Source organism: Citrobacter sp. MGH100 (assembly GCF_001034465.1).
Taxonomy (GTDB): domain Bacteria; phylum Pseudomonadota; class Gammaproteobacteria; order Enterobacterales; family Enterobacteriaceae; genus Citrobacter; species Citrobacter youngae.
Genome location: NZ_KQ089800.1, coordinates 471,215 through 487,163, shown reverse-complemented (window position 1 = coordinate 487,163; position 15,949 = coordinate 471,215). Strand labels below are relative to the sequence as shown.

Here is a 15,949-nt window from a genome sequence, read left to right as displayed (position 1 = left end):
ACCTCACCGACAAATATAAACTTTACTTTCATCAATCGTTTTGCCGAAAGTGATTGAGCATGAAAGTCCCTGTTGTTTATCGACCGCCACTTTTATCACCGATGGCACTTCATTGGTGCGAATAAAAAGCTGGCTTCCCTGGCCTACTACGCCAATATTGTGTCCATGATTGTCTTCAACTTCATAACCAAACGTCAGCGGTAAACCATCAGGGCGCTGCGCCCGGATATACCACGGTTTACGCTGGTCAGTATCAAATGTTGTCAGCACTACCGCACCGCGATATGGCGCAACGTTGCGGCGGTTCCCCTGCAGATCGGTTTCACTATTGGTATTGGACACATCCAGCATCAGATGGTTTTCGCGATAAGGCGTTAAGCCGTCGTAAACCACCACGCCATTGTGGTCAGTGGTGCGATATTTCTGCCCGTTCACATACGCCCCTTCCAGACCAGGCGCATGCATGACGGCAAACGTTTCTGACAGTCTGTTGGCTAAATTCACGCCACCAGACCAGGCCACAAGGCCACCTGAAATACTGCCGCCAGTTTGTGTGTATTTAGACGACTGACTGTAGCTGCCGTTAAGCGTCGCAACTGGCGCATTCCACGTCAGATTGCCGCCTGCTGTTGTTTCGCTACCCTGCCGTTGATGGCTCAGATTCACCCCATAGTTAAACTGATCGCGACTGCCTGCGGTGCCCGAAAGTCCGGTATTGTTGGACGCAAAACCATCATCATCAAACGTCGTGGAATTAGACACATATAAATGCCTGCGTGGAGCGCTAATATCATCTCCCCAATCGAAAGGTATAGAGATAAAGACGTTAAAACGTTTATCTTCATGATGATCTTCATCGTAAGTCTGGCTGGCGGAAAAGGTATAGCTAATCCGTTGCCAGCTATTGGAATAACTCACCTGATAATCTTTACTGTTACCGCTCCGTCCCCAGTAATCGCGCCACAGCGTACTGAGCGAAAACGAGCCCCAACCTTGCGGCAAAGACTGGCTGACGTTAGCCGAAAAGCTGTTTTTACGACCAAAATCATTCTGGTAATAATCCGCGATGTCGTACACATCATTTTCATCGCGATGGTAGTTGTTCTTATTGTTTGCCCAGACATGATCGTTAAATGTCCGATAATCCCGTGATGAGTAGCGATAAGCTGCCAGGCCAAAACGGGTGGCGGTTTGCGTCAAATATTTGTTATAGGCAATCTGGTAGCTCTGCCCGTCAAACACATCACCATTATCCTGTTTGCTGTGCGATTGTGTCGCATCGACGGAAATCGCGCCGATACGTGTATTCCAGCCGGTTCCAAGCGTAAACGCATTGTAGTTATCTGCCAGCATGGTGCCGCCATACAGCGTTAACAGATTATTCAGCCCGTATTGGTAGCTCATCTGCGCAAAATTGGTCTGGTTGCTGGCGCCTTCGATATGGCTACGTCCAGCGGCAAAATCATATTTTGAGACCCCCGGCTGCAGCATATTGGGCACCGCAGCGTACGGTACCAGATAGGTTGTTACCGAGCCGTCAGCCTCTTTGATACTGACGTCAAGATCCGCTCCCCCTCCAGCCAGTTGCAAATCAGCAATGGAGAACGGGCCAGGCGGAACCTCTTTCTGGTAAACCACAAAACCGTTTTGTTCGATGGTAACCAGCGCGTTGCTTTGCGCAATCCCCTGAACCAGCGGCGTAAAATTCTGCTTTGAGTTTGGCAGCATCTGCATATCGCGATACAACCGCACGCCCCGAAAACGTACCGCGTCAAAAATATCTGATGAGGTATACATATCCCCGGCACGCAGAGTGCCCAGAATTTGCGGGATGCCACGTTCCAGATACAGGGTATTACTTTTCCACTCCCCGTTGCTGTCATCGGTTTTGTTATAGCTGGCATCGGAATGCAACTGCCAGCCCAGCAGATTTAACCCACTGGTAAAGCGTGCATAGGTACTTTTACTGTTACCAGAATCCTTATAGTCGCTGTAATACTGGCTGGCATAGTACGAGGTATAGAAGGCATTGATGCCACGATCCCAGTTTTCCGGAGGAACATAGCCATTCTCAAGCTCATCGACATACGCCTGTGGTACGCTGAGATCAAGACGAAACGTGCCGATATTCCAGGCGAAACTGCCTCCCTGTACCGCCTGCTTTAGGGTTGGGCATTCATTCTGCTGGTCCAATGCTTGTGTATTTATCCCCAGACGCGTTAATACGCCACGGGATAAACAGGTGTCATCCGGATTATCCTTAACGGTTATTTCATACTTACCACGCCACTGCTTATTGACGTAGATATCAATATCATATTGGCCTGGCAGTGGTTGGTTATCATCGAGGCGAAAATTTGAGACTTTTTCGCCTTTCATACCGCCCATCATAAAGTGGGTGTCAAACGTATCTTCTGCGGCCTGGGCGTCAATGCCAACCAACAACAGTAGTATTGCCGAAGCAAGCGGAGTCATCCTTAACATAACCAGCTCCTGTTATTTTAGGCTGACGTTATCACTAATATAATTGCCGTGATCGTCAATAATGGTCATTTTATACTGATTGGCATTAGTATTTTTCAATGCCACATTCGCACTGGAGAGCGGAGCAAGCATAATACTTTCATTGTTGATTTTGACATTATTAGCTTTAACTTCTGTCACCGTAACCCAGTTAGCAGCATCATTTCTGATAGAATAACTATTACCACTGCGTGTTAACGCCAGTTTATGGAAAGTATTTTTATTAACGGCGGCAATACCTTTTGGCCGATAAAAAATTTTAATTCGATTCTGCATGGCGAATTTGAGTACATTTTTTCCGGCGCTATCGGGATTATTCGGTGGAATATCCAGTACATTAAGAAAAAATAAACTCTCTTTATCGTTAGGCAGCGTATTCGGCATTTTTTTAATTTTCAGTTGCTGGCCTGAATCTCCGGGAATCTTCGCTACTGGAGGTGTAAGCATAAAGGGTACGTTAATTTTTTCCGGCGGTAATGACGTATTGCCGTCATCAATCCATGATTGCACCAGTGACGAACGCTCCCCTTGGTTCATCAACTGTACCAGAACTTCATTTTTTTCTGCTGGGTAGATTACGCGAGTACCATAAATCACGATCCCTGCGTGTCCAGAAAAAGAGCATATCACAAGCATTGAGATAAATATTCGTTTCATACGGTGCCATCCAAAATAATGCCGGTAATAATTACCGGCAAAATAATTTATTCAGCCGAAACAGAAAAAGTGACTGTGGCGCTAAGTTGACCATTTTTAACCGGATTTAAATTCAATCGAGAATAGTCGGCATCAAAATTCAAAGTATAGATCTCCCCTTCCCCTCCCAGCGTTTTATTTAAAGATGAAATATCAATAACGCCAGTTTTATCAATATGCTTTTCGTCCATTTTAAGTTTGAAACCAACGTTAGTATCCACCCCTGTTGACGGTTTAATAATGCCGCCATCACCAAAAACAACATTTGTGATATTAATGCTTGTTAACTTCGAATTCCCAGGGCAAATTATCTTCATATTTGTTGCTTTTTGGGCATTGCCTTCAACCACCTCCCCGACCGCTTTATTGGCGAAAAGTGATGCATCAACGGCATTCAATTGAAGAATTTCAGAGTCTTTGCCACTGTCAAAATAGCAAGAAGATCCTTTAATTTCCCCATTAATAGTTAGAGTACCCTCTTCATTATTAGCAGCAAAAACCCCAGCGCTCATAAATACAGCAGACAAGACAGCAGCAGAAATAATTGAACGTTTCATAATATCTTCCTTAATGAATTAATTTCGATTTGTTAAGAGGGGTTATCTCTTGAAATTAAATTCTCACAGGTGAAACGTTGCCGCAATGTAAACACGTTGTTTTATTGATTTAAAACAAGTTACAAATCGCAATATACATGCAACAAATAAATCAGGATTTTTATTATTTTCAGAATTAATAAATTTATGCGATTAACTGCCTGGAGAAATTTATTTTATGCATAGAAAACCATATATCATTCATTAAAATGATATATGGTTAATAAAGGCGTTCTTTTTAATCGTAGCGATTGAGTACGATCTGTCGCGTGGTATCGCCAGGGACTGTAACCACTTCCGTCACCACCCCACGTGCAGGTGAAGAAGCGACATTGTTAACAGTTGAAAAATGGAACGTCTTACCACACCGCTGTTGCACGTCGTTATTCACAACATCGGTACTACAGGTTGGTTCGGTTACTCGTCCACTGATTGTTAAGGTCGCGGTATCGGAAGCAAACGCAGATGCACTTATTCCATAAGTCAGAATTATAGTTCCCATCAGCGAGCTAATTTTCATTTTTATCGTCACCTCTGTGGTTAACATCAAATAACATGCAGATGGCCTGTCAGCGTAATACGGGTGAAACGCGCTGTTCAATCCAATGGAAATTATAGATTAATGAGATCAATTTGATCAATTCTAATGATGCATTGAGGGCGTTCATTCAGAAAAAGACATGGTTTATTAAGGCAGGATGAAATATATCGTGGACTTTTTAGCTCGATATATTCACCACATCAACATATCATTGATGTGGTGAATATTTGTAACACTGTTAATTACACGGCGCGGAAGGCGATCTCACCAGGGATAACTTCTCCCTGCCAGTAAAGCTGGGCAGCAACACGCCCTGCCAGGCTGCGGTAAATCGCGGTGAATTCACTGTCAGGACGACTGATAACCGTCGGCATACCGCGGTCGAGATCTTCACGCAAGGAAATATGCAGCGGCATTTGTCCCAGCAGTTGGGTATGATACTGCTCGGCCAGTTTCTGCGCGCCACCCGTGCCGAAAATCGGTTCATGATGACCGCAGTTGCTGCAAATATGCATGCTCATATTTTCAACAATACCCAGCACTGGTACTTCCACTTTTTCGAACATCACGATGCCTTTTTTCGCATCGATCAGCGCAATGTCCTGCGGCGTAGTCACCACAACAGCACCCGTTACCGGAATGTTCTGCGCCAGCGTCAACTGGATGTCACCCGTACCCGGCGGCATATCCAGTACCAGGTAATCAAGATCCGGCCATAAGGTTTCCTGCAGCATCTGCAGCAGCGCTTTACTGGCCATCGGGCCGCGCCACACCATCGCGTTATCGTCAGTGACCAGATAACCAATGGAGTTCGTCGCCAGACCGTGAGACATGATCGGCGCCATGTGGGTGCCATCTGGCGAGGTTGGACGCTGGTTTTCCGCGCCGAGCATTGTCGGGATAGACGGGCCATAAATATCGGCGTCCAGAATACCTACCTTCGCTCCTTCCGCAGCCAGCGCCAGCGCCAGGTTCACGGCGGTAGAGGATTTACCCACACCACCTTTGCCGGAACTAACGGCAATGATGTTTTTCACACCATTAATACCCGGCTGGTTTTTCACACGCTTCAGCGTCGCGATGTTATGCGACAGTTTCCAGTCGATCGCTTTCGCTCCGGTAATGCGCAGCAGATCGGCGCTACATTGCTCTTTTAAGTCCTCAAACGCGCTATGCCAGACAAATGGCATGACCAGCTCAACGTGCAACGTGTCATCCATCCAGGCGACGTGATGCAACGCTTTAAGCGTCGTCAGATTATGCTTCAGGGTTGAATGCTGAAAATTCGCCAGCGTCCCGGCAACCATCGCGCGCAGGGTCTCTGGTGATTTGGCCTGGGATTGTGCGTTCATCCCGACTCCTTTTTGTTGTTCTGAATATACAATAGTCACCAGGTAGTTTACTCCAACCGCAACAATTATTCATTTACGGATAAATGCCCTTATCGCTTGGCGCAGTAATTACCATTTTGGTACTATCAAAGCCCTTTTCACTACAAAAGAAGTAATTGCCCACTATGACTCAAGTCGCGAAGAAAATTCTGGTAACGTGCGCGCTGCCGTACGCCAACGGCTCAATCCACCTCGGCCATATGCTGGAGCACATCCAGGCTGATGTCTGGGTCCGTTACCAGCGAATGCGCGGCCACCAGGTTAACTTCATCTGCGCGGACGACGCACACGGTACGCCAATCATGCTGAAAGCACAGCAGCTTGGGATCACACCAGAGCAGATGATCGGTGAAATGAGTCAGGAGCATCAGACTGATTTTGCAGGTTTTGACATTAGCTATGACAACTACCACTCAACGCACAGCGAAGAGAACCGTGAGCTGTCTGAGCTGATTTACACACGCCTGAAGGAGAACGGTTTTATTAAGAACCGTACGATTTCCCAGCTTTACGACCCGGAAAAAGGTATGTTCCTGCCGGATCGTTTCGTTAAAGGCACCTGCCCGAAATGTAAATCTCCGGATCAGTACGGCGATAACTGTGAAGTCTGCGGCGCAACCTACAGCCCGACTGAACTTATCGAGCCGAAATCCGTTGTGTCTGGCGCGACGCCGGTAATGCGTGACTCCGAGCACTTTTTCTTTGACCTGCCGTCGTTCAGCGAAATGCTGCAGGCGTGGACGCGCAGCGGCGCGTTGCAGGAGCAAGTGGCGAACAAAATGCAGGAGTGGTTTGAATCCGGCCTGCAGCAGTGGGATATTTCCCGCGATTCACCGTACTTCGGTTTTGAAATTCCGAACGCACCGGGCAAGTATTTCTACGTCTGGCTGGATGCGCCAATTGGCTACATGGGCTCGTTCAAAAACCTGTGCGACAAGCGTGGCGACACAACCAGCTTTGATGAGTACTGGAAGAAAGATTCCGACGCCGAGCTGTATCACTTCATCGGTAAAGATATCGTCTACTTCCACAGCCTGTTCTGGCCTGCCATGCTGGAAGGCAGTAATTTCCGTAAGCCGACCAACCTGTTCGTTCACGGGTATGTGACGGTAAACGGCGCGAAGATGTCCAAGTCTCGCGGTACCTTCATTAAAGCCAGCACCTGGCTGAAACACTTTGATGCCGACAGTTTGCGTTACTACTACACCGCGAAACTCTCTTCGCGCATTGATGATATCGACCTGAACCTGGAAGATTTTGTTCAGCGCGTTAACGCCGATATCGTCAACAAAGTAGTGAACCTGGCGTCCCGTAACGCAGGATTTATTGCGAAACGCTTTGACGGCATTCTGGCTGCTGAACTGGCCGATCCGGCACTGTACAAAACCTTTACCGACGCCGCAGCGGTAATTGGCGAAGCGTGGGAAAGCCGTGAATTCGGGAAAGCAATCCGCGAAATCATGGCGCTGGCCGACGTGGCGAACCGCTACGTTGACGAACAGGCACCGTGGGTCGTGGCTAAACAGGAAGGCCGTGACGCCGACCTGCAGGCAATTTGCTCCATGGGTATTAACCTGTTCCGCGTTCTGATGACGTACCTGAAACCGGTACTGCCGACGCTTGCTGAACGTGTTGAGGCATTCCTGAACAGCGACCTGTCCTGGGATGCCATTGAGCAACCGCTGCTCGGTCACAAGGTCAACACCTTTAAGGCGCTCTACAACCGTATCGACATGAAACAGGTAGAAGCGCTGGTGGAAGCCTCCAAAGAAGAAGTGAAAGCCGCAGCCACACCGGTGACCGGCCCGCTGGCGGATGACCCTATCCAGGACACTATCACCTTTGACGATTTCGCCAAAGTTGATCTGCGCGTGGCGCTGATTGAAAACGCCGAGTTCGTGGAAGGTTCCGACAAACTGCTGCGCCTGACGCTGGATCTTGGCGGTGAGAAGCGTAACGTCTTCTCCGGTATTCGCTCCGCCTACCCGGATCCGCAAGCCCTGATTGGTCGCCAGACTATTATGGTGGCGAACCTGGCGCCGCGTAAGATGCGCTTCGGTATCTCTGAAGGGATGGTGATGGCAGCAGGCCCTGGCGGAAAAGACATCTTCCTGTTAAGCCCGGATGACGGTGCGAAACCTGGTCAGCAGGTGAAATAACAAAAAAGCCGGAGATTATCTCCGGCTTTTTTTTGTTTTTTTCCGGCTGTCGGCTTCGCCTTACCCGGCCTACAAATCCCGTAGGTCCTGCAAGCACCGCGCCGCTGGCCAAAAATCACGACTTCGCGTTATGTACTCGCGCAGTTAAACCGCGCAAGAAATAGCGCAAGAATTGATCGCCACATTCGCGATAGTTCTTATGGTCCGGTGCACGCATCATCGCGGTGATTTCCGGCATCGATACGCGAAATTTCTGTTCGGTCATGATGGCCAGAATATCATCAGTTTTCAGTGAAAACGCGATACGCAGTTTTTTCAGCACCGTATTGTTGTTAACACGACGTTCAATCGCCAGTTCCGGCGCAGAATCATCTTTGCCACGCAGATGATAGATAAGACCGTTCAGGAAACCGGAGAGAATGATATCCGGGCAGCGAACAAACCCGTCCTCATCTTCTTTTGTCATCCAGGTGTCGAAACCTGCTGAGGTGGATTCCATCTCAGCAAGCGCAAGAATGCGCACCATATCGTTATTGTTCGCTTTCAGGGTGTAGCGCAGGCTACGAAGAATATCGTTACTTAGCATAGAGCCTTCAACTGTCGGTGATGCAATAGCGCGCAGTGTACCAGTTTTACAGGCCAATCGCCTCTTTTAGACTTTTGAGGTACCGACGGCTCACCGGGACAGTCAGTCCGTTACGTAAAATCAGCTCAGCCTGACCGTTATCTTCCAGACGGATCTCCTGCAAATGGGCCATGTTGACCAGGTATTGTCGGTGGCAGCGCAGCAGCGGAGTACGGCTCTCCAGCGTTCTGAGCGTCAGCTCGGTGAATCCTTCTTTGCCATCGCTACTGGTCACATAAACGCCGCTCATCCGACTGCTGACAAACGCCACATCATCCATTTGCAGCAGATAGATTCGGCTATGACCGCTACATGGAATGAACTTAAGCGCCTGCTGATGTTCCGGCAGTAACGACACATCCTGCTTCGTGCGCTCCTGACGTAAACGGATCAGCGTTTTCTCCAGCCGCGTTTCTTCAATCGGCTTAAGCAGATAATCAAAGGCATGTTCTTCAAAGGCTTTCACTGCATATTCGTCAAAAGCGGTGAGAAAAACGATATACGGGCGATGCTCGGGATCCAGCATACCCACCATTTCCAGCCCGCTGATACGCGGCATCTGGATATCGAGGAACAGCACATCCGGACGCAGCTTATGTACTGCACCAATGGCCTCTACCGCATTCGAACACTCTCCGACTATCTCGATGTCGCTTTGCTCCTGTAACAGGATCCGCAGGTTCTCCCGCGCTAACGGTTCATCATCGACAATCAGCACTTTGATCATGCCAGTTCCTCCAGGGGAAGTCGTAAAGTAATTCGGGTAAAGAGGTCAGGCTCACAGGCTACGCTGATGCCAAAATCATCGCCAAACCGTTCCCGCAGGCGTTTGTCCACCAGACTCATTCCAAGCCCGCTGGACTCAGTCGTGGGCTGATACAGTCCGGCATTATCTTCAATATCCAGCATCAGATACTGCCCTTCCTGACGAGCCGTGATAGAGACTTCTCCGGTATCAAGTAGCTGGGAAGTGCCATGCTTAATCGCATTCTCGACTATCGGTTGCAGAGTAAACGCAGGCAATTGCTGATACGAAAGCGCTTCCGGGACCGTTAAGGTCACCTGCAGACGGGACTGGAATCGTGCCTTTTCAATTTGCAGATAGGCATTTACGTGTTCAATTTCATCAGCCAGCGTCACAATTTCCGACGGTCGTTTTAAATTCTTACGAAAGAAAGTCGAGAGATATTGCACCAGTTGGCTGGCCTGTTCGCTGTCACGACGGATCACGGCTTTAATCGTATTCAACGCGTTAAACAGAAAATGGGGATTAACCTGAGCGTGCAGAAGTTTGATTTCTGACTGCGTCAGCATCGCTTTTTGTCGCTCATATTGTCCGGCCAGGATTTGCGCGGAAAGCAACTGGGCGATCCCTTCTCCCAGCGTGCGGTTAATTGAGCTAAAGAGACGGTTTTTAGCTTCATACAGTTTAATCGTCCCCATCACCCGCTGGTTTTCACCACGCAACGGGATCACCAGCGTCGACCCTAATTTGCATTGCGGATGCAGTGAACAGCGATAAGGCACTTCATTACCATCGGCATACACGACTTCTCCGGTTTCAATCGCCCGTTGAGTATATGAAGAGGATATGGGCTTGCCTGGCAGGTGATGGTCATCACCAATGCCGGTAAACGCCAGTAACTTCTCGCGGTCAGTAATCGCCACCGCACCGATATCCAACTCTTCATACAGCACCTGAGCGACCTTCATGCTGTTAACCTCGTTAAATCCCTGTCGCAGAATCCCCTCCGTAGAGGCGGCAACTTTTAGCGCAGTGGCAGAAAACGCCGAGGTGTATTTTTCAAACATCGCGCGTTTGTCGAGCAGAATACGCATAAACAACGCAGCGCCAACGGTATTGGTCACCATCATCGGCGCGGCAATGTTACTGACCAGGTGCAAGGCATCCTCAAAGGGACGCGCAATCAGCAAAATGATCAGCATCTGCACCAGCTCGGCGACAAAGGTAATCGCGCCCGCAGTCAGTGGACTAAACACTTTATCAGTACGGCCACGTCGGGTAAGGACACTGTGTACCAGTCCCCCAAGCAGGCCTTCCACGATGGTCGAAATCATGCAACTGAGCGCCGTCATGCCCCCCATCGAATAGCGATGAAGACCGCCGGTCAGGCCAACCAGTCCCCCAACAACAGGACCGCCAAGCAGACCGCCCATCACCGCGCCGATGGCGCGAGTATTCGCAATGGAGTCTTCAATATGCAGCCCAAAGTAGGTGCCCATGATGCAAAAGATGGAGAAGGTGACGTAACACAGAAGTTTGTGCGGCAGTCGTATAGTGACCTGCATCAGCGGGATAAACAGGCGCGTCTTGCTCATTAGCCACGCGATAACGAGAAACACGCACATCTGCTGAAGCAGCAGCAACACCAGATTAAACTCGTACATACCCGCCAACCACACATTTCTTAAAAGCGCGTAACATACATGGGCTGCGCGTAACTTTCTTTGAACTGTTGCAAAAAAACAGGAATTTGTGAGAACGATCACTCGAAAGCGCGAGTATGACGACAATCTCACCCTTCTTTTGATCAAAAAACAGACAAAACTACCTGGTTCGCAAAAGAGCGTCTAAAGTAAAACTGGGACCTCGCGAGCAAGAGTGAGACAACGATGGCGCTTTACACGATAGGTGAAGTGGCTTTGCTTTGTGATATCAACCCTGTCACTTTACGTGCATGGCAGAGGCGTTACGGATTACTAAAACCTCAGCGTACAGACGGGGGGCATCGCCTGTTTAACGATGCGGACATTGACAGGATCCGTGAGATAAAACGCTGGATAAATAATGGCGTTCAGGTCAGTAAAGTTAAAATGTTACTCAGCAATGAGAACATTGATGTGCATAACGGTTGGCGTGAGCAACAAGAAACGCTATTGAGCTATTTGCAAAGTAACAATTTGCACAGCCTCAGGTTGTGGATCAAAGAGCGTGGTCAGGATTACCCTGCGCAAACGCTCAATACGCATTTGTTTATTCCCTTACGCCGACGTCTGCAATGCCAGCAGCCCATTCTTCAGGCGCTATTGGGGATCCTTGACGGTGTGCTCATCAATTATATTGCGATTTGCCTTGCCTCGGCGCGTAAAAAACAGGGTAAAGATGCCCTGGTAGTCGGCTGGAATATCCACGATACCACCCGCTTATGGCTGGAAGGCTGGGTTGCCAGCCAGCAAGGATGGCGTGTTGATGTACTGGCCCACTCGCTCAATCAGCTACGGCCCGAACTGTTTGAAGGACGCACCCTGCTCGTCTGGTGCGGAGAGAACCAAACCCCTGCACAACACCAACAACTGGATGAGTGGCGCGCGTTAGGTCACGATATTTATCCACTCGGCATTTAATATTTTATTAACAAACGTGTACAATCCTTGAATTCACATAAGGAGTACAAAATGAGCGCAGCTAAAATCGGTGTTATAACCCTCTTCCTGCTGATGGCCATCGGTGGTATCGGCGGCGTGATGCTGGCAGGTTATACCTTTATTTTACGTGCCGGGTAAGGTAGTACGCTAATCGCTCAAACCCGCGATCGACAATGACTGCGGCCAATGCGACCAGCAGCGCCCCCTGGATCACATAGGCGGTATTAAACCCGCTTAACCCGATAATAATCGGTGTTCCTAACGTATTCGCACCAACGGTAGAGGCAATCGTTGCGGTGCCAATATTAATAATCACTGACGTGCGAATCCCGGCCATAATAACCGGTGCCGCGAGCGGAAGTTCGATTTTGCGTAGCCGCTGCCCCTGACTCATGCCCATACCGCTGGCGATATCTATTACGCTGGCAGAGATCCCTCCCAGCCCTGCCAGCGTTGCCTGTAAGATCGGTAACACCCCATACAGGATCAGCGCGATAATCGCAGGCTCCGGGCCAAACCCCATCACCGGTACGGCGATCGCCAGCACCGCAACTGGCGGAAAAGTTTGCCCCACGGCGGCAATGGTTTCCACTATCGGCCTGAATTCCGCACCCCAGGATCGGGTTACCGCTACACCTGCCCCAACGCCAATAATGACAGCAATCAGGCTTGAAATGCCCACCAACGTGAAATGCGCCAGCGCCAGTGCCATAAAGCTCTCTTGCTGATAAACAGGACGCGGCAATTGGGGAAACAACGCGCTGAACAGTGTCTGGCTGTGGGGCAATCCCACCAGCAACACCAGGAACAGCGCAATGAGCCACAGCAGAGGATCAAACAGATGTTTCACTGTGCGGTGTCTCCGAAAGCAGATCGTGAAAATGCAACGTACCACGGGCCACGCCACGGGCATTAACCACCGGCAACACATCACAGCCACGGGCGACAAAAACAGATAACGCATCACGTAACGTCATCTCGTCCACCAACGGCTCACCGGCCAACTGTTCACCACGACGGGTAAAATCTCCCACCGTGCGCAATGACAGCAGTCTTACACCCAGTTCACTGTGGCCAAAAAAGGTCCGCACGAAATCATTCACCGGAGCCGTCAACATCGACAGCGGCGTGCCCTGCTGCACCACCTGGCCCGCATCCATTAACACCAGGTGCTCCGCCAGTCTCAGCGCTTCATCGATATCATGCGTCACCAACACGATGGTACGACCCAACAGACGGTGGATACGCGTCATCTCCTGCTGTAGCGCACTGCGTGTTACCGGATCCAGCGCGCCAAAAGGTTCGTCCATCAGCAGGACCTGAGGGTCAGCCGCCAGCGCGCGTGCCACACCGACCCGCTGCTGTTGGCCGCCGGAAAGCTGATGCGGATAGCGGTGACGCAAATCCGCTTCCAGCCCCAGCAACGCCATCAGTTCTTCTGTTCGGTCATCAATACGCGCACGTGACCACTTCTGCAGCTGTGGTACGGTGGCAATGTTCTGGGCGACAGTCCAGTGTGGAAATAAGCCAATCGACTGGATGGCATAGCCCATACGTCGTCTTAATTCCAGCACCGGCAGGCTACGGATCTCTTCCCCGGCAAAACGGATCTGCCCACTGTCATGCTCGACCAGCCGGTTGATCATTTTCAACGTGGTGGATTTCCCCGAACCGGAGGTCCCAATTAATACCGAAAAGCTCCCTTCGCCTAAATGCAGATTGAGATCGCTCACGGCCTGTTGCTGGTTATAGGTTTTATTGACATGGCTAAATTCAATCATCGTTTGTCACCTTCAGCAGCGCTAAGCCTAAATCAAACAGCGCATCAATCAGCACTGCCAGTACCACCACCGGAATCACACCCAGTAGCACTAAATCAACGGCGCTACTGAGCAGTCCCTGAAAGACCAACGCGCCAAATCCGCCAGCCCCAATCAATGCGGCAATGACCGCCATCCCCACCGTCTGTACCATCACCACCCGCAAACTACGCAGGAAAACGGGTAGCGCTAACGGAAGCTGCACCGAAAGAAAACGCTGACGCGCGCTCATCCCCATCGCCCGCGCACTTTCCATCACATCACGCGGAACCTGATTCAGCCCAGCCACCACGCCACGAACCAGTGGCAATAAGGCATACAGCACCAGCGCAATCAGCGCCGGCGTCAGGCCCGTTCCCGCTACGCCGAGCGAGCTAAGCCACGGGAAATGCTTAACCAGTCCGGCAAGCGGCGCGATCAACAAACCAAACAACGCGACGGAGGGGATCGTCTGGATGATATTCAGCACAGCAAATATTGGCCCCTGACGCGAAGCAGAAAAGGTGCACCAGATACCCAGCGGCACGCCAATACACAGCGCAGGCACCACAGTACCGAACAGAATAGTCAGGTGCTGCGCCAGAGCATCATCAAAGACATCATGGCGGTTGGCATATTCTTTGAGCAGAGAAAGATCGTTAAGGGTGCCGGTCAGCAGCAGCGCCACTGGCACAATGACAATTTGCGCATGCAGCACCCAGCGCCACAGCGGCTGAGCGGTGATACGCCGAATGGCGTCACTGCCAGCCAGCAACAACACCCCTACCCCAAGCCAGAAACCGCTCCCCAGGCTGGTTCTGGCGACAGAAGTTCCCGTCTGAGCCAGATGCGTTGCCGTTTTCCCGGCCATAAACAACGCCGCTATCACCAGTAACTGGACAACAACCAGCGTCAATACACTGCCGGATTTACCGGGTATGAAGCATAGAACCACGAGCAGTAAAAGTGTCGCCGCCAGTCCCCACGCCATGTGGGGCCAGACCTCCCAGAGTTGGCGACCTTCACCGGAAACCAGACGATTAGGGGCATAACTGATGAAAGGAAGCGCGGCTGCGGCCACGGTCAGAACCACCAGCAGCAACAGCACCCGATTAACGGATATCTTCGACACAACACGCACCTGCTGCAAATCCGTTACTTCACCCATCCTTTTTGCTTCAGGTAATCTGCCGCGACTTTTTTCGCATCCAGCCCCTCAACGGCGATACTGGCGTTGAGCTGCTGCAGCGTTTTTTCATCCAGGCTGGCAAATACCGGCTGTAGCCATTCCCCCATTTGCGGGTAGTCTTTCAGCACCGACTCACGCACGACGGGCGCTGGCGCGTAAATCGGCTGAACCCCTTTAGGATCGCTTAATGTTTGCAGCCCCAGCGCGGCAACAGGGCCATCGGTTCCGTAAGCCATTGCGGCATTAACTCCGGAGGTCTGCTGCGCCGCAGCTTTAATTGTCACTGCGGTATCGCCCCCTGCCAGCGACAACAATTGGTTCTGATTGAGTTTGAAGTCATACGCTTTTTCAAATGCGGGCAGCGCGTCTGCACGCTCAATAAACTCAGCAGAGGCCGCCAGTTTGAACGTCCCCCCCTCTTTCAGGTAGCGGCCTAAATCCGCAAGAGAGACAAGTTTGTTTTTTTCAGCGATATCCTGACGTACTGCAATAGTCCAGGTATTGTTGGCTGGCGCAGGCGTTAGCCAAATCAGTTTATTTTGCTCAGCGTCCAGTTTTTTCACTTTGTCGAAACCGGCCTGCGCATTTTTCCACGCGGGGTCGTTTTCATCTTTAAAAAAGAATGCGCCATTGCCGGTATATTCCGGATAAATATCCAGTTCACCGGAAGTGATGGCCCCACGCACCACGGGCGTAGTGCCCAGTTGTACTTTATTGACAGTTTTCACGCCGTGGCTCTCAAGCACCTGCAAAATAATATTGCCTAGCAGCGCCCCTTCGGTATCAATTTTTGACCCCACAGTGACGGGTGACGCGGCCTGTAAAGGCAAGCTTATCGTGGCCAGTAACGCCAGCGAACCCACCCATACCTTTGAGATTATCATGCTGCTCTCCTCATCCTTTTGCTGCCCTTTTCAGAGACTTGAGGAAAAAGCATAGTCGAAAAATCAGGGCTTAACCTGCAATTGGGGAGTAAGAGAGGGATTCGTTAACCGTAACGTGATGAGAAATAAGAAGCAGACGCGGCGCGTACGCCTAAAGAT

At 50.4% G+C, this 15,949-nt stretch carries 15 protein-coding genes; 3 read left to right on the top strand and 12 right to left on the bottom strand.

The genetic code is table 11. The features are described from left to right. Positions 1–3 precede the first annotated feature (3 nt). The 5 genes from SK32_RS02245 to apbC form a co-directional block, all read right to left on the bottom strand. Positions 4–2,484, bottom strand: coding sequence for a fimbrial biogenesis outer membrane usher protein (locus SK32_RS02245; RefSeq protein ID WP_048211192.1), 2,481 nt, complete (start codon positions 2,482–2,484; stop codon positions 4–6). A gap of 12 nt (positions 2,485–2,496) precedes the next feature. Further along, a complete protein-coding gene (locus SK32_RS02240) occupies positions 2,497–3,180 on the bottom strand; it encodes a fimbria/pilus periplasmic chaperone (RefSeq protein ID WP_048211191.1) in 684 nt (227 codons plus the stop codon). Positions 3,181–3,227: 47 nt separating this feature from the next. Further along, a complete protein-coding gene (locus tag SK32_RS02235) occupies positions 3,228–3,776 on the bottom strand; it encodes a fimbrial protein (RefSeq protein ID WP_048211190.1) in 549 nt (182 codons plus the stop codon). Positions 3,777–4,053: 277 nt separating this feature from the next. Next, positions 4,054–4,335 (bottom strand): DUF2574 family protein, encoded by a 282-nt coding sequence (locus tag SK32_RS24160; protein ID WP_075551362.1) that lies wholly within the window; start codon positions 4,333–4,335, stop codon positions 4,054–4,056. 263 nt (positions 4,336–4,598) lie between these two features. Further along, positions 4,599–5,708, bottom strand: coding sequence for an iron-sulfur cluster carrier protein ApbC (gene apbC, locus SK32_RS02230; RefSeq protein ID WP_048211189.1), 1,110 nt, complete (start codon positions 5,706–5,708; stop codon positions 4,599–4,601). 164 nt (positions 5,709–5,872) lie between these two features. Here apbC and metG point away from each other — a divergent pair, with 164 nt between their 5' ends. Then, positions 5,873–7,906, top strand: a complete 2,034-nt coding sequence (gene metG, locus SK32_RS02225) for a methionine--tRNA ligase (RefSeq protein ID WP_048211188.1) — start codon at positions 5,873–5,875, stop codon at positions 7,904–7,906. A gap of 115 nt (positions 7,907–8,021) precedes the next feature. Here the strand turns inward: metG and SK32_RS02220 are convergent, their stop codons facing one another. Genes SK32_RS02220 through SK32_RS02210 form a run of 3 tightly spaced genes read right to left on the bottom strand, consistent with a single transcriptional unit; the run spans position 8,022 to position 10,940 of the window. Beyond that, a complete protein-coding gene (locus tag SK32_RS02220) occupies positions 8,022–8,492 on the bottom strand; it encodes a YehS family protein (RefSeq protein WP_005129173.1) in 471 nt (156 codons plus the stop codon). A gap of 46 nt (positions 8,493–8,538) precedes the next feature. Beyond that, positions 8,539–9,258, bottom strand: a complete 720-nt coding sequence (btsR, locus tag SK32_RS02215) for a two-component system response regulator BtsR (protein ID WP_005129174.1) — start codon at positions 9,256–9,258, stop codon at positions 8,539–8,541. Continuing rightward, on the bottom strand, positions 9,255–10,940 hold the full coding sequence (locus SK32_RS02210; protein WP_048211187.1) for a sensor histidine kinase: 1,686 nt from the start codon (positions 10,938–10,940) through the stop codon (positions 9,255–9,257). Before SK32_RS02210 ends, btsR begins: the two co-directional genes overlap by 4 nt. Positions 10,941–11,165: 225 nt before the next feature. On the opposite strand from SK32_RS02210, the gene mlrA reads away from it, so the two are divergent. Both mlrA and SK32_RS24155 read left to right on the top strand, forming a co-directional pair. Then, positions 11,166–11,897: an HTH-type transcriptional regulator MlrA gene (gene mlrA / locus SK32_RS02205; protein WP_048211186.1), complete on the top strand. Its 732-nt coding sequence runs from the start codon at positions 11,166–11,168 to the stop codon at positions 11,895–11,897. A 51-nt stretch (positions 11,898–11,948) separates the two neighbouring features. Next, the gene (locus SK32_RS24155) at positions 11,949–12,056 is read left to right on the top strand and encodes a protein YohO (RefSeq protein ID WP_003027354.1); all 108 of its coding nucleotides are present in this window, start codon (positions 11,949–11,951) and stop codon (positions 12,054–12,056) included. Here SK32_RS24155 and SK32_RS02200 read toward each other — a convergent pair. From SK32_RS02200 to osmF, 4 genes are read right to left on the bottom strand one after another with little or no spacing between them, the layout of a single operon-like run. Further along, positions 12,037–12,768 carry an ABC transporter permease gene (locus SK32_RS02200; protein WP_048211185.1) on the bottom strand — a complete coding sequence of 244 codons (732 nt, stop codon included), beginning with the start codon at positions 12,766–12,768 and terminating at the stop codon, positions 12,037–12,039. The two genes, SK32_RS24155 and SK32_RS02200, sit on opposite strands and share 20 nt — an antisense overlap. Then, complete coding sequence (locus SK32_RS02195) at positions 12,752–13,699, bottom strand: ABC transporter ATP-binding protein (protein ID WP_048211184.1); 948 nt, start codon at positions 13,697–13,699, stop codon at positions 12,752–12,754. The genes SK32_RS02200 and SK32_RS02195 overlap by 17 nt, the downstream gene beginning before the upstream one ends. Further along, on the bottom strand, positions 13,692–14,885 hold the full coding sequence (locus tag SK32_RS02190) for an ABC transporter permease (RefSeq protein WP_048211183.1): 1,194 nt from the start codon (positions 14,883–14,885) through the stop codon (positions 13,692–13,694). Before SK32_RS02190 ends, SK32_RS02195 begins: the two co-directional genes overlap by 8 nt. After that, positions 14,873–15,790, bottom strand: coding sequence for a glycine betaine ABC transporter substrate-binding protein OsmF (gene osmF / locus SK32_RS02185; protein WP_048211182.1), 918 nt, complete (start codon positions 15,788–15,790; stop codon positions 14,873–14,875). The genes SK32_RS02190 and osmF overlap by 13 nt, the downstream gene beginning before the upstream one ends. Between the last annotated feature and the right edge of the window lie 159 nt (positions 15,791–15,949).